23 protein-coding genes and 1 pseudogene are annotated in these 16,597 nt (G+C 52.0%); 3 read left to right on the plus strand and 21 right to left on the minus strand.

Annotated features, from left to right (window positions below; translation table 11 throughout):
• Window positions 1-27: 27 nt before the first annotated feature.
• The 21 genes and pseudogenes from JOE25_RS20835 to JOE25_RS26605 form a co-directional block, all read right to left on the minus strand.
• Window positions 28-975 (minus strand): DUF2184 domain-containing protein, encoded by a 948-nt coding sequence (locus JOE25_RS20835; protein ID WP_209638496.1) that lies wholly within the window; start codon window positions 973-975, stop codon window positions 28-30.
• A 10-nt stretch (window positions 976-985) separates the two neighbouring features.
• On the minus strand, window positions 986-1,489 hold the full coding sequence (locus tag JOE25_RS20840) for a hypothetical protein (RefSeq protein ID WP_209638498.1): 504 nt from the start codon (window positions 1,487-1,489) through the stop codon (window positions 986-988).
• A 10-nt stretch (window positions 1,490-1,499) separates the two neighbouring features.
• Window positions 1,500-2,765 carry a DUF2213 domain-containing protein gene (locus tag JOE25_RS20845; protein ID WP_209638501.1) on the minus strand — a complete coding sequence of 422 codons (1,266 nt, stop codon included), beginning with the start codon at window positions 2,763-2,765 and terminating at the stop codon, window positions 1,500-1,502.
• Window positions 2,766-3,538: 773 nt separating this feature from the next.
• Window positions 3,539-4,087 (minus strand): phage minor head protein, encoded by a 549-nt coding sequence (locus tag JOE25_RS20855; protein WP_209638593.1) that lies wholly within the window; start codon window positions 4,085-4,087, stop codon window positions 3,539-3,541.
• Window positions 4,088-4,142: 55 nt separating this feature from the next.
• Entirely contained in the window at window positions 4,143-5,612 is a 1,470-nt protein-coding gene (locus JOE25_RS20860) for a DUF1073 domain-containing protein (protein WP_209638505.1), read from the minus strand.
• A 216-nt stretch (window positions 5,613-5,828) separates the two neighbouring features.
• Window positions 5,829-7,067, minus strand: coding sequence for a PBSX family phage terminase large subunit (locus JOE25_RS20865; protein ID WP_348539699.1), 1,239 nt, complete (start codon window positions 7,065-7,067; stop codon window positions 5,829-5,831).
• 71 nt (window positions 7,068-7,138) lie between these two features.
• Window positions 7,139-7,702 carry a terminase small subunit gene (locus JOE25_RS20870; protein WP_342117128.1) on the minus strand — a complete coding sequence of 188 codons (564 nt, stop codon included), beginning with the start codon at window positions 7,700-7,702 and terminating at the stop codon, window positions 7,139-7,141.
• Window positions 7,679-7,870 (minus strand): annotated as a pseudogene (locus tag JOE25_RS26735) (terminase small subunit); the annotation flags it as partial. The gene JOE25_RS20870 and the pseudogene JOE25_RS26735, both read right to left, overlap by 24 nt.
• A gap of 71 nt (window positions 7,871-7,941) precedes the next feature.
• Complete coding sequence (locus JOE25_RS20875; protein ID WP_209638509.1) at window positions 7,942-8,475, minus strand: hypothetical protein; 534 nt, start codon at window positions 8,473-8,475, stop codon at window positions 7,942-7,944.
• Window positions 8,472-8,906, minus strand: coding sequence for a lysozyme (locus JOE25_RS20880; RefSeq protein WP_209638511.1), 435 nt, complete (start codon window positions 8,904-8,906; stop codon window positions 8,472-8,474). Before JOE25_RS20880 ends, JOE25_RS20875 begins: the two co-directional genes overlap by 4 nt.
• Window positions 8,896-9,213: a phage holin family protein gene (locus JOE25_RS20885; RefSeq protein WP_115058995.1), complete on the minus strand. Its 318-nt coding sequence runs from the start codon at window positions 9,211-9,213 to the stop codon at window positions 8,896-8,898. The genes JOE25_RS20880 and JOE25_RS20885 overlap by 11 nt, the downstream gene beginning before the upstream one ends.
• 264 nt (window positions 9,214-9,477) lie before the next feature.
• On the minus strand, window positions 9,478-10,182 hold the full coding sequence (locus tag JOE25_RS20890) for an antitermination protein (RefSeq protein ID WP_209638513.1): 705 nt from the start codon (window positions 10,180-10,182) through the stop codon (window positions 9,478-9,480).
• A complete protein-coding gene (locus JOE25_RS20895) occupies window positions 10,179-10,535 on the minus strand; it encodes a RusA family crossover junction endodeoxyribonuclease (protein ID WP_209638515.1) in 357 nt (118 codons plus the stop codon). Before JOE25_RS20895 ends, JOE25_RS20890 begins: the two co-directional genes overlap by 4 nt.
• On the minus strand, window positions 10,532-11,503 hold the full coding sequence (locus JOE25_RS20900) for a DUF968 domain-containing protein (RefSeq protein WP_209638517.1): 972 nt from the start codon (window positions 11,501-11,503) through the stop codon (window positions 10,532-10,534). Before JOE25_RS20900 ends, JOE25_RS20895 begins: the two co-directional genes overlap by 4 nt.
• A complete protein-coding gene (locus tag JOE25_RS20905; protein WP_209638519.1) occupies window positions 11,503-12,570 on the minus strand; it encodes a hypothetical protein in 1,068 nt (355 codons plus the stop codon). The genes JOE25_RS20900 and JOE25_RS20905 overlap by 1 nt, the downstream gene beginning before the upstream one ends.
• A complete protein-coding gene (locus JOE25_RS20910; protein WP_186428200.1) occupies window positions 12,567-12,743 on the minus strand; it encodes a DUF4222 domain-containing protein in 177 nt (58 codons plus the stop codon). The genes JOE25_RS20905 and JOE25_RS20910 overlap by 4 nt, the downstream gene beginning before the upstream one ends.
• 2 nt (window positions 12,744-12,745) lie before the next feature.
• On the minus strand, window positions 12,746-13,510 hold the full coding sequence (locus JOE25_RS20915) for a phage antirepressor KilAC domain-containing protein (RefSeq protein WP_245210035.1): 765 nt from the start codon (window positions 13,508-13,510) through the stop codon (window positions 12,746-12,748).
• Between the two features lie 12 nt (window positions 13,511-13,522).
• Window positions 13,523-13,648: a hypothetical protein gene (locus tag JOE25_RS26700; RefSeq protein WP_280921294.1), complete on the minus strand. Its 126-nt coding sequence runs from the start codon at window positions 13,646-13,648 to the stop codon at window positions 13,523-13,525.
• 144 nt (window positions 13,649-13,792) lie between these two features.
• Window positions 13,793-14,116 (minus strand): CII family transcriptional regulator, encoded by a 324-nt coding sequence (locus JOE25_RS20920; RefSeq protein WP_207977187.1) that lies wholly within the window; start codon window positions 14,114-14,116, stop codon window positions 13,793-13,795.
• A gap of 24 nt (window positions 14,117-14,140) precedes the next feature.
• On the minus strand, window positions 14,141-14,371 hold the full coding sequence (locus JOE25_RS20925; RefSeq protein WP_209638521.1) for a hypothetical protein: 231 nt from the start codon (window positions 14,369-14,371) through the stop codon (window positions 14,141-14,143).
• Between the two features lie 127 nt (window positions 14,372-14,498).
• On the minus strand, window positions 14,499-14,789 hold the full coding sequence (locus JOE25_RS26605) for a hypothetical protein (RefSeq protein WP_245210046.1): 291 nt from the start codon (window positions 14,787-14,789) through the stop codon (window positions 14,499-14,501).
• Window positions 14,790-14,810: 21 nt separating this feature from the next.
• Here JOE25_RS26605 and JOE25_RS26610 point away from each other — a divergent pair, with 21 nt between their 5' ends.
• The 3 genes from JOE25_RS26610 (at window position 14,811) to JOE25_RS20940 (ending at window position 16,142) form a co-directional block, all read left to right on the plus strand.
• Window positions 14,811-15,203, plus strand: a complete 393-nt coding sequence (locus tag JOE25_RS26610; protein ID WP_348539701.1) for a S24 family peptidase — start codon at window positions 14,811-14,813, stop codon at window positions 15,201-15,203.
• Window positions 15,204-15,558: 355 nt separating this feature from the next.
• Window positions 15,559-15,726: a hypothetical protein gene (locus JOE25_RS20935; protein ID WP_209638525.1), complete on the plus strand. Its 168-nt coding sequence runs from the start codon at window positions 15,559-15,561 to the stop codon at window positions 15,724-15,726.
• A 41-nt stretch (window positions 15,727-15,767) separates the two neighbouring features.
• Window positions 15,768-16,142, plus strand: coding sequence for a hypothetical protein (locus JOE25_RS20940; protein WP_209638527.1), 375 nt, complete (start codon window positions 15,768-15,770; stop codon window positions 16,140-16,142).
• Window positions 16,143-16,597: the final 455 nt, after the last annotated feature.

Consider the following 16,597-nt stretch of genomic DNA (forward strand, 5'->3'; position numbering starts at 1 on the left):
GTTGGCGGGTTTCCCCGCCATCGGTTATCAGGCTGCCGGAACATCCAGATAAGAAATCGTATTGGAATACGGGGTTTCCACCTGGCCCAATTTGCCGTAGTACACGGTGAGCTGCTGCATACCGCGATACTCCAGCGGAGTGCTCAGCAGTGGCACCATAGGGAAGCGCACAAACTTTTCGTCCTGGGTATAAGCGACGATACGATGCGCGCCACCAGCACCGCGTTTAGAAGCCCACTTCATGGAGACGATTTCCAACGATTCGCCGTTCTCCTGGAATGCAATGGTGTTGATCTTCACGTATTCCAGAACAGAGATGTTACCGGCAGAAGAAACCTTCTTGCTGGCCAACAGGCCGAACAACTCAGGTGCCAAACCGATTTTTGCCGGGCAAACGGCATAACCAGAGCGCACCCAAGCATCAATCAGCACCAGGTTAATATCCTGAACGATCACATCAGGGTCAGTGGTTGCAGTCCAGGCGGCAGCAGCAGCGGTGGGAGTTACAGTTGGCAGGTTAAGCAATCCAGGAACACCCAGCTCACTATCTCCGATGTACACTTGCTCATCAGTGTCCATGTTCCACTTCATTCGCATGCCTTCATACTTTTGCACGTCGATCGGACGTCCCATTTTCTGAGCAGAGGCCAATTCTAAAACTGTCCAACCTACTTCCTGTGCCCACGGGGTCAGGTTGTTACGAGTCGGTTGGATATCTAGGTCGATACCAGGAATTGCAGTCGCTTTCTTACCCATCCAGTTTTTGCCGTGTGGGTTCGGGCCGCCAACGCTGGCGAAGTCTGAGTTGGTAAAGGAAGACACTTCATCTGCGATAGAAATGTCGCTACGCAGTGGCATGTCGCGCGTCCACTTTTGGGACGTCAGCGGCATGTTCAGCGTTTGATCCATGCGCTCCAGTTCACCGACGAGGAAAGCGCCGGAGGAGTCAATGGTGGCTCGGTCTACAGTAAACATTCAGAATTCCTTAGATGTTATAGGCGATTTCAACACGGCCATCGGCTTCACCTGGGCCCATTAACTCAGCATTTGGCAACTGAGGTGTGTTCTCGGCAGTGGCGTCTGGTGTCAGCACAAACGTCCCTACAGGGCTTCCCGTAGTGCCAGCAGCAACACGGACATAAATCGGGTCACCTTTCTTGGCGCTTGGCGCGGTACCAGCAGTGACTTTCACGCAGATGTAGCCGCGTTTCAGGTTGTCGCCCACCTGGTTAACATTAACGCCCAAATAAGCCAGGTCGGCATAAGAGGTAATCGGGTACGGACGAACCAGAATCCCTTTCACCTTGTCGATGGTGTCGCCAGAGGCCAACGGGACGAATTTGTCACCAACGTATTTTCCCGCCAGCCCGTAGGAAGCAAATTGCTTCTGGTAGTCCAGGGTTACCGGTTCAACGGTGGCGTCGCGGGGACGAGTGATAGCGCCGGCAATACCCATAGGCATCCGGTACAGATATGCATTTCCTGCCATGTTGATTACCTTATTTGCGATTTTTCCAGAAATCGGCGTTGAGCTTGTTCAGCTCGGCCGGGGACATGTGTTTTGTTGTTGGGGCACCGTCTACAGTCCGGGTGACAAGTGATGGCGGCGCCATTTTGTTTTGAACCTTGCGGATCTCCAACGCAGCGGTAAACGCAGCGTCAACCGTCGCCTTTGGTGCCTTGGTGAAGTCTTCAACACCGAACGCTTTCATGCTGTCGCCTGTGCGCAAAGCATGGTTAAGCACCTGACGCTTGAGGCCTTTGTCACCTTTTGGCTGGAATCCTGGACAGATAATTTCAGCGTCGGCAATAATGTTGCGCTTGAACGCAGCATCACCGGTTACCTTCTTATCTTCCTCGGCGTCTTCATCACCCGTAGGCGTGTCATCGTCCGGATCAGCGTCGGTGGTTTTACCTTCCAGCTTGTCCAGTCGAGACAGGATGGCGCTTGCCCACTCAGGCACTTCTGCATCACCGGTTTTCGCTGGGTCTTCTGGATCTTCATCGGTGGTCGTGCGGTTCTCTGCTGGCAGCGATGTTGCCTGCGAAGGCATGTTAATGTTGATAGTGGAACCGGGGATGGAGCCCATGCCGTCAGATGGCAACTCCGGCGCTTCGTCGATGAGTTTATTCAGCGCGTCCTCATCTTTCGTTTTAATGGCCTTAGCCAGGTTTTTAAGCCATGACATTATCGGCTTCTCCTTTTTGGTTGATGGGGCAGAATCCCCGATAGCACAACGGCCACCAGCCCGACCGCGATCAATAGCGACAGCCAGATGGTTTCCTGTGATTTGGTATTGTTTGCCCTTTCCGGGCGACAACTGCTTGTACTGCGCGTCGTAACCGCAACTGACATCGGTTAGTCCTGAGTTAATCCCGTCGATGGCCTCTTGCCGCTTCACCAACACATCGGCGATCAGCAAATCTGATTGGTCACCAGTGCCACGACGGACGTTCTGGATATGACCGTGTGCCAGCTCCGAAAAGTTGGATGGGTTAACAAAAACGATATTGCCTTCATCGTCTTCCGGGTGTCCTACCGTGACAGCCACCCCCTCGAAACTCGCTATGGTTTCAGGAGAGAAAACTTCGTCTTCGGTGCGGTAGACGTGCACCAGGCCATCCAGTCCCGGATCCAGGTCTATCTCCTCGGGCAGGTACGTTTGCACGCCGGTGCGAGCGATCGGCACGTCTTTACACAGCAGTGAGTCATCCGCCAGCTGATAGCGGGTTTCGCCCAGGCGGGTCGTGAAGAAATATTTCATGGGTTACCTGCTGAATGGCGGGCATTGAAAAAGGCCGCTTATCGCGACCTCTATGGGGTTATTATTTTCTCTTTCTGCTTACGTCAGGAGGAGTTTCAATAGCTCTTTCAACACTCCACCCTGAATCAATTCTTCGGCGCAATGTAGTCCTTGGGATGCCGTATTTTTCTGCCATATCTTTGGTCGATAGTGTATCGCCTTTATATGTGATCCACCGGGTGTCCCTACGGTTTAGCCCCTACTCTTTTGCTGTTGCCCACCGGCAGTTGTCAGGAGTGTAATCACCATTGACATCAATCCTGTCTATGCTGTGCGCGTTTGATGGCCTTTCGCCCATGTCATGCAGGAAATTATCAAAAGCGTCCCACCTGCCACAAACCTTAATGCCTCTGCCGCCATATAGGGGGTAATGTAGATCATCAGATTTGTTGCAACGGGATCTCATCGACTGCCAACTCACATAGGTCGGCGACCGGGTAGCACCGTGCTTTTTAGAGCGCGCTGAGGTTAATTCATTCCTCAGGCAGCCGCAGCTTTCAGATGCCCCGGAAGTTAACATGGTCCCGCGTAGAGATTTGGTATTGCCACATTCGCATTCACACAGCCAGTATCTATGCCCGTGGTCTAACCTTTCCGCGCGACTGATAACTCTCCACCTGCCAAATTTGAGGCCGGTCAGGTCTTTCGCTAAACTATTTTCAGCCATTATTTACCTCGATTAAGTAATGGTTAGGCTCTCACGCTGTTACAGCAGCATGGGAGCCGTTATTTTATCACTTTCGAGGCTCGGGAACCTTCACTCTCGGCCAACATTTACAATTTGGCAGTGCACCGCAGTGGCCTGTCATTCCATCTAATGTGGGCGGGTCATCCCACCTCACAAATTTCCCTTTCATTTCTTTATGGGATGGCCTGGTGCCAGTTCCCTCTATCTCCCACCAGTAACCCTCAGAACCAACTGACAGCGCACGCGCCTGTGTCAGAGCTCCAGTTGCGCGCCCTATCTCAGTACGGGCAATCATCCTTGCTCTACCGGCCGCTACGTCGCCTGACTGCATAATCATTTCGTACAGCGCGTCGGGGCGCTCGCCGTTGATGGTTGCCTCTATCGCGCGTTGCTGTATATCTCGGACGCGATCGGCGGCTTCCAGTGGCAGGGACTTCATTAATTGGATTTGCCGGTAGACAATGTCCTGCGTCACCTGGCCGATCGGAGTGTTACCGACTACATCCCGTAGCCCCTCGGAAATCTGCTGTGATACCGATTTCCACTGGTTCCACTCTTCGCGCTCCACCTGCAGAAACATTTTCTGACCCACCATTGCGGCCCAGTCGTCCAACACGTGTGAGTAATCAATGAGGTGATCGGCGGCTGTATCAGCGCTGGCCTGGGAACCATCGTAGGAGCCAGTTACGATTTGGTTTATTTGGCTGACTATCCCCAGTAGGCTTTTCTGATACTGGATTTCCGAACGCCGGTGGAGGGCCGGTTTCAGATTCAGACTCCGCATACTGCGACTTCGCATCTTCAATATCCTTGTCGGTGATAGAACCGCCAATGCCGATCACGTCAGACAGGTTGCGCAGGTCGTTCAGTGCTGCTGCAGGCGACATGCCAATATCACGAACGGCCGTTGCAAGCGCACTGGCCACGTTGTTTGCCATCGTCGCGCGGTCGGTATCCGACATCTCCCAGAGCTTATTGAACTCGAAGGAAAAATCCTCCGGCAGCTTTTCACCGAACTGCGAGCGCCAGGTGATATCCATGAGCCAGCGAATATGACGACGTAAACGGCGCTCCTGCAGCGAGTTAATCCGGCTGTAGTAGTTCTCCAGATCCCCGTCACCGGTGCTGAAACCGGATGGAGACTGACCGAACAAACGCACCAGGGGAATGCCTGTGGCACCGGAAACCTGCTCAGCAAAGCGCAAGATGACATCAGCGATGCCAGAGAACGAGTAGCTGTGCGTCGCGAACTCATCGTTTTTGTCCATGAGGGTCATGCCTTCGATGGTCTGGAACTCACGGATCATGTCCATGTGCTTCATCAGCCCCTCTTCCAGCGCGCCACCGGTGGCCAGAATCTTGCGCAACCCTTCAATGCTGTACGTGCGCAAATGCGCTTTATGGATCAGTTGCGTCACACCAGCCGTTGCGGTGTCGAAACCTTCGATGCGTTCGAAGATGCGTTCAATAACCGACATGCCCCAGCCGTTTTCTGTTATCGACTGCTGATAAGGCAGTGAGTCACCATCCATGCGGATCAGGCGGCTGTGGTGAATATTCCAGGCGGGAACCCCCTTCTGGTTCGTCACCACCTTGTAATACTTCGGCTTGCCAAACTCTGGTCCGTAGTCGGTAACCGGGTCGTTGTAACTCGGATCGAGCTGCCAGCGGTCAAAGCACATTAGCCCCTTGAACTGCCCCTCTTTGATGCGGTCGAGGTTCAGAGGCGTGCTCATGTTTTGCCCTTCAATCAGCACCACAAGTACCGCACCACCGTACAGACGCGACCATTTAATCAAATCGTTAAGGCCGTCCCAGACTGCTGCGGAATCCCAGAAGGTTTCTACCTGGCCTTTCTGCCCCGGCTTGAGCTTTGAGCTGATGTTAATGCCCTTGCGGGTCATGTCGTCAGCGACAGCATCAACGGCAGCACCTACCAGAAACGATGAACGGTAGGCGAATTCCAGCATTACTCTGTTGCGGGTGATATACCCCGGCGTGTAGGTGCCAGCGGACTGGATATTTTGTGCCTGTGCGCCTAACTTGGCGGGGAAATTGTTATACCCGTCAGCAGTCGCAACGGGCTTTTTAGCGCCGTTTCGGCGATTTTTGCGGGCCATCTTTCCCTCACTGAAAATTGTCGTTTTTGGGGACTTTTTAACATAATGACCGTTACGCGCCCCGACGCGACAGCACTCACCCGCTGATTGCTCTCAGTGGCTGATTTATCGTGGTTTTATCGTCGGAATGGCCGGAAACGGACTGCATAAACAATGCTTAAATCGGGGGTGAATTTGCATAGCCGTTTTATTGCTCCAAACGGCTATTTGTCAGGCTTAATGCTGTTTGCCGAGTGCGGCCCATACGCCCAAGTCGCCCTCACTGGTGATGTAGCCATCAAGTGAGTAACGCACCGCGTCCCACATGTGATTGTGCTTGTCCAGAACGACGGGGAGCACTTCACCTGTCAATCGGTCGGTTTTGTACGAGTAGAGACGTGCCTCATCGACCATGTGTTTGCAGCGTTCATGAATGATGATTTCTTCAAAACCTTTTAGATACGCGATACCGTCTTCAACACTACCAGGCCATTTAGCTGCAGCGTCGATAACGAAACCTTGGCGGGATAAGTAACTGATCGTCTCAGGGCGGCTGCCATCGCCGTGTATTGGCCATCTGCGGGCTAATGGAATGCCGGGATACTTTTTCTCATCACCGGTTTTCCACTGGCTTAACTGATCGGCCGTTGCGCCTTCCTTCCCTGCGTAAAACTTCCACAGGTCGTCCAGCTCAACGCCTACACCGTATGCCTCATATTCGATATAGAGCTTTCTACCGATAATGAAACAGCGCACCAAGGTTGATGGATCGTTAGCAAAACCGAAGTCTGCACCGAAGAACAACCTATCAGCTTCACGCCATAACTCATCAGAAAATGCCTCTACGCGATATTTGCCAGAGAAGATCACCGCTTCACTGATGGCTCGCGGCATCCCTAACCAAATGTGCTCGTAGGCCTCAAAGTCAATGCGCTTGCAATACGCCATTTCCTGCCGGAGTACGTCCGGGAAAAAGGCGTTATCACAGTAGTTGACCTTGCGGACAATCACGCCACCGTCCGGCGGATCATCCTGGTGCCTGGTCATCAGTTTATAGGTCGGGTCGCTTTCCTCCCTCGGGTTGAACGATACCCAGACCTCTGACTTATTGGCACGCACCGTAGGGCCGAGAATATCCCAGCTATCCTGCGATACCGTCTGCGCTTCCTCCACCCAGCAAATTTTGATGCCGAACATCGATTTAATGGACTGAATATTGTTGCGCAGACCTTTGAAGGTAAATCGGGTGCCGTTCCGCCCGGTAATTTCGTTATTTTTTACGGTGTAGAAGTGATTGAGGCCCAGCGCATAAATCTCTGCCTCCAGCAGCGCCAGCACGGAATCACCGATTGAGTTTTGGAACTCACGCGCGCAGAGGATGATCATCGGGTCGATGGCACCATGAATAACCAGAGCGCGCGCAATCTCTACCGACTTACCACCACCACGGCCGCCGTATGTCCAGCGCCAACGCACAGAACCGATCGGGGCGTCGTACAGAACGTCTGTCGCCCAGTCACTACTAAAGGCATACAGAACGCCGTCAATTATGACTGGGCTGTCTGCTTTCCCTCGCGCAGCTTTTCCATGTGAGCGGCCCAGACGTCAGCTGAGCAGTTCGCCGGGGTCACAATGCAAACCTTGCCGTAACTCAACCCAGCCAGATCGACATTCACCTCGGTTTTATTCGTGCTCATGTCGATGCCGGTCAGTTGCGCGGCATTTTTAACGTTCGGTGCAACCTGTCCGAATTTTTGATTTTTCAGCGCCTGCTGCGCAGATTTGTACGACAGCTCAGCCAGGTGTCCAGCGTTGAACGAAACCAATAGTGCGGCATCGTTGCGCAGCTCCTTCACCCTGGCTTTTATATCCGGCCGTCGCAGTAACACTGAGGCCTGAGATTCTGCGTTCGTTGGTGCGTAGCCTGCGCAGACAGCAGCATCCTTCCCCGGCATGCCCTGCGCAATATTCTGCGCAAACTGTTCATGCTGAGGTTTTAACAGGCTTGGGTTTTCTTGGCGGTCGCTGGCTGCTTCACTGCCAGTGGCAGGCTCACCGGCCTTAGGCGCAGTTGGGGTTTGACTGTTTTGCGCACTCTGCGCACTGCGCACTTTCTTCTGCGCAATTTGCGCATCACCTTGCGCAGGTAATTTGATATAGCGGCGGGCTGATGTGTAGTTTAGTCCGTTTGCCTCACACCATGCCTTGGGGGAAACGTTACTCTTGGCATGCTCGGTGAGGAACTGATTTTGCAATGCCCCCCAGTCCGGTTTTGCCATTGTTCCACCTTTACTCCGAATTGATAATGATTCTGTCAAAGGCACTCAGCGAATGCCTTTTGCAGAATTTTCTATTTTTTGTCTGCATCTAATTCACGTATCGCCAGCAGCTGGTTGTTCGCCTTATCGAGCGCCGCAAGCAGCGGGTCAATCCACAGCACCGCCTGGCAGTATGTCAGCGGACTGGAGGCAGTGGTGCCAGCACCGGTTGCGTCAGCGTCGCCGGTATCGGCTGGCATTGCGCGGGAACGTAAACGGTGCGTGTAGTTGAGCAGCCCACCAGCAATAGCAGCGGGAACAGCCAGATCGCACGTCGGCTGATTCTTGAGGATCGTCCGGTATTCAATTTCTTTCCCCTGAGTAGCCGCGTCGGTGTTGATTCCGTATTGGCCCGCCGCGGTGCTGATCTCGTTGGCGCGCTGGAACTGAAACGCCTGGGTAGCAATGGTGGTTGCCTGCAGGCTGTTATCACTCTGAAGCTGCTTAACCTGCTCACCAGCCTTTACCGCATTACCGTGGAAGTAGAACGCCAACCTGCCAGCAACAATCAACGCCACCAGCAACAGACCGATAATCATTGTCCGAATGCTGAACGATGTGCTCATGATAGAAACATCTCGCGTTCTGCCGCACGACGTTTCACCAACCCAGGCATAACCTTGCCGCCAGAGTTTTTCCATTTGGGAAATTCATCTGCCGCGCCATTTGCATCACCGGCGTTGAATTTCTTCACCAGCGTTGAGCCAGCAAACGCAGAGCCGCCTATGTTGAATGCCAGCGACACCATGGCATCAAACTGGTTTTGCGTCATTGGGCGCTTAATGGCACTATTTACCGTCAGCTCAAACACTGCCAAGTCATCAGAGAGGAATTGCTCTGCCTGCTCCTGTGTGATGCGGTCGCCCTGCTTCACTCCCTTGGTATGGCCCCAGCCAATCGTCCACGGCTTGCCGCCAGTGCCAGGGTCTGGGTATGCCGCCAGGCGAAGGGATTCAAACCCCTTGATGAAGTTGCGCCCCTTGTTGCTAATCTGCATTTGCTTCTCCTGATGCTTTATTAAGAAAACGTCTTTCCAACGCCTTGATAAGCGAAGCACCAGACCAGCCAGCCATCCCGCAGACACCGCCCATCACCTCAGGCGGCCAATCGTAATGCAGTGCAATCATCACCATGGTCAATCCAGCAAAGATAGACACGAAGAGTTGCAGAAACAGCGTGCGCCAGCTGAAGGCCTCGCCGTTCAGTACCTTGAACGAGTAACTGGCAATGGCACCCAGCAGGGTCATACCAAACGCAATCAGCATTGATAGGATGTTGGGTTCGTTCTTCCAGGGCATTTTCATAACCTCCCCCTTCCGGGGATTAGTCCCGGCTCCGGGTGATAGATAGGGGTTAGCGCCGCGAATGCGAGGCGACATACGTCAGTGAGTGAGGCATTGGGCGCTAAAGACGGAAAAACCCGCACGGAGGCGGGTTCTTTTGATGTGGCTGTGGTGATTTGTCAGCCCGTAGGCATTTAAATCCCATCATTAAGAGCAAATCTAGCCAATTTTATTCAAAAATGCAAGAGTTGGTTGATAAAATTTTAAAATGTGCCGCTATCTTATTTAATTATGCGTATTTGAAGTTACTCTACCCAACACACCCTCCGCCGCCTCGGCATCCTGGTAGCACTTACTGATCAGCATCTGATAGAAGCGCTGCCAGTTTCTGTTCCATGTCGGCTGGCTCAGGTCAGGTATTAAACCTTTCACCACCTTGTAAGCAGGCGCTGTTGTGGTTGGCTTTAGGCCCGTCCCATGACATCTAATGCAGGTTTTCTCAACTGCCTGTCCGCCAGCTTTTGTGCCCGCTATGTCGTATACCTTTCCACTACCACCACATCTACACCTGGCCCGCTCAATGTCTGCCGTTCTACAGAAGTCATCCACTGCCAGTTTCGAAAGCAACACCATGCAGCGAGCCATTTGTCTACCCGCAGCCTTTCCCACCAGCTTTGGGGCCTGCTTAATCGCATGTTGTGCCAATCTCTCTATCGCTTTTTCTCTCTCTGATTTGTCTTTATTAAATTTGGCATAGAGAAGGCTAAGCCCCTGAGCCTCTCTGGACTGCGTGATCCCCAACGCTACCATGACATCGGTATAACCACCCTGCCCGCCGCCTTGGCATTGTGATGCGCGAACCACACGCCGCTCCTGCTGTACGCCGTCCTTATCAGTCGTCAATTTTGATTGAGGTTTGGTTTCCGGTGCCATGCTCATAATCGAAGGAGATTTCGGGCTGCTGGCTAAAAGTGCGTGCTCTATTCTCATGCTATTTCTCCAATAATTATTTGGCCTACTTCGCCCCAAACCTTTGTTACTCGACCGTCCCAGATCCGGCAGTCGTCCTCAAAAATGGCATCCAACAGAGCCTTTTCCAGATTGTCTTTATCAGGCTTCTGCTGATGCGGTTTACCGGCCATCTCAGCGCGTTTCTTCTTGTTCCAGCTATCTGGCATGGGTAATACAAACGTTACGTGATAACCGCTTTCAGGCAGCGATATGCGATGCAATCTCACCTCGTCGCAGAATGCCCGATATCGGAGAACTGGCGGGCGCTTGGCCCACCGGTCCTTTTGAGTTTGGCGGGGCTTTGGGATTGGTGTGATCAGGTACTTCTTCATGCGATAGCCCCGATGCCAAAAGAGAAATCCAGGAACTCAAACAGCACCTCGACCTGGCTACCATGTTGCGCTTCCCACGCAGCCATATCCTCATGCAACGCGTCGTGGCATTTACGGCACATCGGGATAGTGAAAAAATCGTGGGCCTTGGTTCCCATTCCGCCCTGCCCGTGGCCAATTATGTGGTGGGGGTCGTCAGAGCGTCCGCCACAACTGCAGCATGGTCGGGACTTCACCCAGCGTGTGTATTTGCTGTCTTCAGCACGGGTTTTCTTTGGACGTAGTACAAAAGCACCAGGTACTTCATGATCGACTTTGAAGCATTTAACAGCCTGTTTAGCGATGATTTCCGTAACCGCAGGCATGCAGTCCATATCGGATTCTTTGCGGGTACCCGTAATCACTTTAGGCTCAGGAATGTTGGTGACAGTGCGCGCCACGCCCTCTGGGATCAGATCGAACACGCCTGATAGCATGGCCCACAGCATCAGCTCAGGGATCGTTAACTGCCCATCAGATTTCAGGCGATGCTTGGCTGTTGCCACAATCCAGCGCGTGGTATTGCGGGCGGCGATTCTGTCCAGCTTTTCAGAGTTAACACCCTGCTTGTAGCACCCTGGGCAAATGCGAACTGCTGAATGACCTAAGCGCTCTGTGTCCAGAATTGTCGATGGTTGCTCATGTTTCTTGTACTGACATTTCGTGAACTGAGTAGCCCAGGCTTCAATAGAGTTGATGCCTCCGCAAGCGTTCGTAACCCGCTCATGCTGGAAGAATGATTGCAGTCGTGGGTCATTCGCAATCTCATGCTCTACCGCAGGAAGAATGCCCTCTGGGGTATCCTTGAACTCTTTCGGCAGTGTTGAAACCATGACACGCCCTGTCATGTGAAGCGCCAGTTCATCATTCACAGGGATCAGGGCAATACCCATGTCACGCTGTAATGCTGCTTTGACAATCGCTCTCATCAGGCAATCCTCGCTAAATCGTTCTCACTGGCCCTGGTTACTGCTTGAGCCCAAATCCCTACAAATGCGCGGCGGGCATCGTATTCCGTGATAGTTCTGCTCAGCGAGCCAACCATTTCTTTCGCCAGTCGCTCTACTTCGTTGCGGGGCTGTTGCTTCTGGGATACCAGACGGGTATAAGCCTCATCACGTGCTGCATTGTCCAACCGCTGAACCTTCGGCAGGTCGTTTGCCCGTTCCTCTTTAACTTTTAGGTAACACACCTCAGTAATCAGGTAATCAAAGTCCTTTTTACGCCAGGTCTTGCCTGTGTGGGTGTCTGCGCGGTCTTCCAACATCCAACGGCATTTCTTCGCGATGTAGCGCAGGTAAGCCCCCCACCTGTCCTGGTTAAGGTCGTACCCCTTCCAGAGCTTACGCAGTCCCTTACGGCGTCCATCAGTCATCTTGAGCACAACAGGCAGCTCTGGCAGCGTGGTGTGAAATGCTTCCAGCACAGCGGTGTAATCAATTTTTAAAATATCTTCCTGCGACTGGTCGGTTGGCGCAGCCGACTGACGTACAGTCTTTTTCTCTGTAGTAATCTCTGTAGTATTCTTTGTTGTATTCTCTGTAGGATCGAAATGGGCTTTCCCGTCCCCGCCAACGAGGCTTTCCCGTGTTGGCGAATCAGGGTTTCCCGTGTTCGCGAAATGGGCTTTCCCGATTTCCCGAGATGGGCTTTGCCCATTTGGGGAAATATCAATATCTTGCGTTAGTATTGCGTCCAATTTGTCAGTATCAATGCGATAGTATATTTTGTGCTCAAGGCGCTTATTTGTTTCTATCAGCACGCCTTTACGCTTCAGTTTTTTGCGCGCGTTCAACTGCTCTTCATAGGTAAGCCCAGTTTCCACTTCGATCTCCTCAGTGGTCTTGTATATCCCTAATTCGGACGTCTCTTTACCGGTCCAGTAGAAGAACTGGCAGAACAGGACAACCGCGTTTACGCTACCCAAGTGCTTCACCAGCCCAGGGTAATACGCAACCGGGTTGCCAAATTCGCGCACCAGATCGGATGGCTTCATACTTCGACTCGCTTAAATTTCTCTTTAAATCGCTCAAGTGGCTGCATGCATTCATACGGGTAGCCCTCTCGCATAAAAATCACCTGTTGCGCCGCCCGATCCCAGCGAATGACAGTCACGCGATTACCGTGATCATCAAGGTATGGCCGGTTTAATGGGACTGATTGGCTCATGGTTAACTCGCCATCAGTTCGGATGCGTAGCGCTCAGCGATCCACTGAATACCGCGTGGCGTTACCCTGGTCTGTGTAAAGGCGTGACCAGACTGCTCGGCGGTACCGGTTTTGACGGTGAAGTTTCCTGAGTGATGATGGCTGGCATATGGCAACAAATTCCCAGACTGACGGAACAGAACCTTGTCACGGATAAGTGCGTCGATCATGGCTCTTTCTGGCATGTTGAGAACCTTGGCCGTTGCGCGGAGGCTTTTGGAACCAGCGGTTTCGACGTAGTGATCAACAAAAGCCACTTTCGGGGCATCAGCCTGAACCTTCTGTTCAAGCACGGCTTTTTGTTCAGCAATATCAGCGGCTAGGCGCAAAGCTTCAGGGAGGGTCTGCGGCAATGCTGGACCCCGTTTCTGTTTCAGAATTTCAAGAACACTGCGGCGGACAGCCTTGGATTCGCGCATACCGACCAATACAGCCTGGTCGTTGGAAATACGGAGTTGCTCCGACTTTGTTCCGTTCAAATTTTGAACTACGAAAGTTTCGTAGTGGTCACCTTCAAGCTCATCTTTCACACGCAAAACAAAATCGTTGTTACGTACCGGCTTCTCTCCGTGAACAGAACGCGCCTTATTGATAATTCCCAGAAGCTCATCAGTGCCGATGAAATCGCCACCAGCCAGAGCAACGTTATTGCCAGGTGCTGGACTGTTTGCCATAATCAGGTTCTGGTTTGTCATATCGACCTTGCTATGGTTGCTTTGATAGTTCATGACATTCCTCTCTTAGTTAGAAAAGTGATGGCCGACCAGTTGCAGCTGCTCGGCTTTTTTTCTTCCCTGCCACAGGCTTCTCGTCCTTTGTGCAACTTCCCAGCACATGCCGCCGAGCCATTGCGAGACAGTCGTCATACATCGCACCTTTCTTGCTCGCCTGTGACTTCCGGCGATACAGATCCGCTGCGTACTGCCCCCCCCTACAGCTAACGCCTCACTGAAACCCTCGGCTATCAGCTGTTTCCTGACGTTTTCATAAACGAATATGTCCCAAGCCATTTAGTCCCATCCCAGCGGCCCTGGTCGGCTGCGCTCTGCTTTCAATCCGATATCAGCCAATGTCTCGACTGATGCCAAATAATCCCGAGATACCAGCACTGCCTCAGGTGGTGCGGCCTGAATACCCAGAAACGCCAACTCCTTAGCCATCGCTGCGAAGTGCCCCTCACCTTTACGGCGACTTGCCGTTGACTCACTAATCCCGAGGTGCTCGGCGTAGGCCTTCTGTCCCACTGATGCAAGACGGTTGAGTAACACCCCCTCAATCTCAACCGGGTTGATAATCGGCGGTTCTAACTTGCGTGCTATTGCATTGTTTTCCATTGATAATTGTCCTTATTCACTGAACTAGCAGTGCATCCTGTCTGGGTTAGCTTTCTCCAGAAGATCCGCAGCGATGATTGCGCCATTAGAATGACTGGCCAGAATTTCCGCGTAGTTCGTTTTGCCGGTGTATTCAGTCCGAGGTAAACAACCTTTGCTTTGCCATTTCTGAATCGCAGTAACAGACCGTTCGCAGATTTCTGCTGCTTTAGCAGGGCCACCTACAGCTTTAATGGCTTTCTTTACTTCGTTCATGGTTTATCTCCACAACCAAAAAATAACTATTGGTTGATGTTATAGCACAACTGATAGTTGAGTCAATCTATAAGAGAATCAACCAATGGTTACTAAAAACGAATTACGCGAAAGATTTGCAGAGCGGCTAAAGCTGGCCTGCGATGAGGCTGGCGTAAGGCTTCATGGGCGAGCGGTAGACATTAAAGCGGCTCTTAAAAAGCGCGGCATTAGCGTTACTACAACTGCTGTTGGGAAATGGCTTAATGCTGAATCCAGTCCTGAGGGTGATCGTATCGTTGCTCTTTCCGAATGGCTCGGCGTTAGGGCTGAGTGGCTCGAGTATGGGCGTGGGAATAGCAGGGATAGCGCTGTAATCCCCTTCGATGATGACTCGGGGGATGATGCTACTGCAGAAGTAATCGATGACGAGGAGCATATCGAACTCCCCCTCCTTGATGTGCGATTTTCTGCAGGTGATGGCACATACGACATGGTTGAGAAACCTGAATCCACGTTCACATTCAGGCGTCAATTCCTCCATGAAATGGGGGTATCTACAACAGCAGCAAAGCTTGTAAAAATATCAGGATCTAGCATGGAGCCTCGACTGCAGGATGGCGACGTGGTGGGGATAAATACCAACGATACCCGCATCCGTGAAGGTAAGACCTACGCGATACGCCACGGTAACCTGCTGCGAGTGAAGGTTTTAATAGAGCATCCTGACGGCGGTGTAACCATCCGCTCACTCAATAAAGACGAGTACGGTGATGAGCATCTCAGCTACCAGCAACGCAAAGAGCAGCTGGTAGTTCTGGGCCGTGTATTCTGGTCGTCCTCAACCTGGTAAATACTCAAATCAACAAACCGGCCGATTGGCCGGTTTTTTTTCGTCCAAAAATCCTCTCTCGCCTCCAGCACGATTTATTTTAAAAAAATAACAAACCAAACATCAACTACATAAATAAAAATCAACCACAAAATCAACCAATGGTATTGACTAAAAATAACCAATGGTTGATTATTGGTTCATCGACAGCAACAACGTCACCGGCAGGAAGCCAAACAGGTAAGACGCCCAGGGGTGAGCGATGTAATCACTCCCCGGCCCCGAGAGGGATCGACCGGAGACGTTCTTTAGGGAAAGAGTGAACCTATAAAGCGTTCTGTGGGGCGCTTCATTAAGACCACTGAGGAGTAACACGATGAAAGCGATAAACGAGCATGTTGGTTGGGGAGTTGATGGGCACGGCATAAAAGTTCTTTTCTGCAACAGTTGCCGCGCAGTTTTTTACCGCACCGAGAACGCAGGTAAAGCAATTCAGGCTCAGCGCATCTTCAGCAAAAAGCACCAGTGTGCCGCAATCAATTAACACCTCCCGCGCCCTACGGGGCGCCAATAAGGAAAATGCGTATGAAAAAGATCGCCTTGGCCCTGTCCCTACTAGCTCTGACTGGTTGCGATAACGACGCTAACGTGGTTTCACGTAATCTCAGCACCGCATCTGACAACTTTGAAGTTAACCGAAGGGTTGTGTTCTATAACGGCATCACCGGCGACTACATGTTATCGATTGAAGGGCTTTGCTCTAAGGACAACAGCAGCACAGCCAATACACTTGGAATCGTTTGCAAGGTCGGGCCAAGCCAGTACAAAAAACACATGCTGGGTTTATCCGATAACGTAACTTTCTTTATCGAGCAGATAGATGGTGTCAAGGCCAGCCCTTACTTCTACCGCGTGACATTCAAACCATCAGTGATCATCCCTGATATCGACGTTCGCTAATCGCACTGCGCAGGCGGCGCACTGAGGCAATCATGACTTTTAATCAAATCGTCTGGCTGGGCGTGGTTGTCATCTGCGTCGCGTTATGGTCAGTGGTTGGCTTTTACGTAGCCAGATAAAGCTTTCAGCCCGGAGGGATGCGGTTTTTTATTGGGCTTAAAAGTAAAGGCATCTGAAGCCAGGCATCATCCTGGCCCCCACCATAACACCCTCTTATCTTCCAATTTGCCCCGTTGTTCGGGGCTCTTTTTTCACATCACTAAGCGTTCCGTTCGTGGTGCGCTTACCCATGTGAATTTCTACCGAGAGGACATGTCATGATACCAATCCCCATGACCACCACCTGCGAGCACTGCAAAAAAGTGCTGCCGAAGTCTGACTGCAAATATGTGAAGGTTCAGCGTTACGTCTTCGGGCGATTTCAAACTGTGGACATACTAGTTTGCGCTGATCGT

This window comes from Serratia sp. PL17 (assembly GCF_017832355.1).
GTDB lineage: Bacteria > Pseudomonadota > Gammaproteobacteria > Enterobacterales > Enterobacteriaceae > Serratia.

What these genes read in the sequence shown, in the direction of transcription:
- JOE25_RS20835 (WP_209638496.1), bottom strand. Translation starts at nt 975, where the DNA reads ATGTTTACTGTAGACCGAGCCACCATTGACTCCTCCGGCGCTTTCCTC.
- JOE25_RS20840 (WP_209638498.1), bottom strand. Translation starts at nt 1,489, where the DNA reads ATGGCAGGAAATGCATATCTGTACCGGATGCCTATGGGTATTGCCGGC.
- JOE25_RS20845 (WP_209638501.1), bottom strand. Translation starts at nt 2,765, where the DNA reads ATGAAATATTTCTTCACGACCCGCCTGGGCGAAACCCGCTATCAGCTG.
- JOE25_RS20855 (WP_209638593.1), bottom strand. Translation starts at nt 4,087, where the DNA reads ATGGTGGGTCAGAAAATGTTTCTGCAGGTGGAGCGCGAAGAGTGGAAC.
- JOE25_RS20860 (WP_209638505.1), bottom strand. Translation starts at nt 5,612, where the DNA reads ATGGCCCGCAAAAATCGCCGAAACGGCGCTAAAAAGCCCGTTGCGACT.
- JOE25_RS20875 (WP_209638509.1), bottom strand. Translation starts at nt 8,475, where the DNA reads ATGAGCACATCGTTCAGCATTCGGACAATGATTATCGGTCTGTTGCTG.
- JOE25_RS20880 (WP_209638511.1), bottom strand. Translation starts at nt 8,906, where the DNA reads ATGCAGATTAGCAACAAGGGGCGCAACTTCATCAAGGGGTTTGAATCC.
- JOE25_RS20885 (WP_115058995.1), bottom strand. Translation starts at nt 9,213, where the DNA reads ATGAAAATGCCCTGGAAGAACGAACCCAACATCCTATCAATGCTGATT.
- JOE25_RS20890 (WP_209638513.1), bottom strand. Translation starts at nt 10,182, where the DNA reads ATGAGAATAGAGCACGCACTTTTAGCCAGCAGCCCGAAATCTCCTTCG.
- JOE25_RS20895 (WP_209638515.1), bottom strand. Translation starts at nt 10,535, where the DNA reads ATGAAGAAGTACCTGATCACACCAATCCCAAAGCCCCGCCAAACTCAA.
- JOE25_RS20900 (WP_209638517.1), bottom strand. Translation starts at nt 11,503, where the DNA reads ATGAGAGCGATTGTCAAAGCAGCATTACAGCGTGACATGGGTATTGCC.
- JOE25_RS20905 (WP_209638519.1), bottom strand. Translation starts at nt 12,570, where the DNA reads ATGAAGCCATCCGATCTGGTGCGCGAATTTGGCAACCCGGTTGCGTAT.
- JOE25_RS20910 (WP_186428200.1), bottom strand. Translation starts at nt 12,743, where the DNA reads ATGAGCCAATCAGTCCCATTAAACCGGCCATACCTTGATGATCACGGT.
- JOE25_RS20915 (WP_245210035.1), bottom strand. Translation starts at nt 13,510, where the DNA reads ATGAACTATCAAAGCAACCATAGCAAGGTCGATATGACAAACCAGAAC.
- JOE25_RS26700 (WP_280921294.1), bottom strand. Translation starts at nt 13,648, where the DNA reads ATGACGACTGTCTCGCAATGGCTCGGCGGCATGTGCTGGGAAGTTGCA.
- JOE25_RS20920 (WP_207977187.1), bottom strand. Translation starts at nt 14,116, where the DNA reads ATGGAAAACAATGCAATAGCACGCAAGTTAGAACCGCCGATTATCAAC.
- JOE25_RS20925 (WP_209638521.1), bottom strand. Translation starts at nt 14,371, where the DNA reads ATGAACGAAGTAAAGAAAGCCATTAAAGCTGTAGGTGGCCCTGCTAAA.
- JOE25_RS26605 (WP_245210046.1), bottom strand. Translation starts at nt 14,789, where the DNA reads ATGCTCCTCGTCATCGATTACTTCTGCAGTAGCATCATCCCCCGAGTC.
- JOE25_RS20935 (WP_209638525.1), top strand. Translation starts at nt 15,559, where the DNA reads ATGAAAGCGATAAACGAGCATGTTGGTTGGGGAGTTGATGGGCACGGC.
- JOE25_RS20940 (WP_209638527.1), top strand. Translation starts at nt 15,768, where the DNA reads ATGAAAAAGATCGCCTTGGCCCTGTCCCTACTAGCTCTGACTGGTTGC.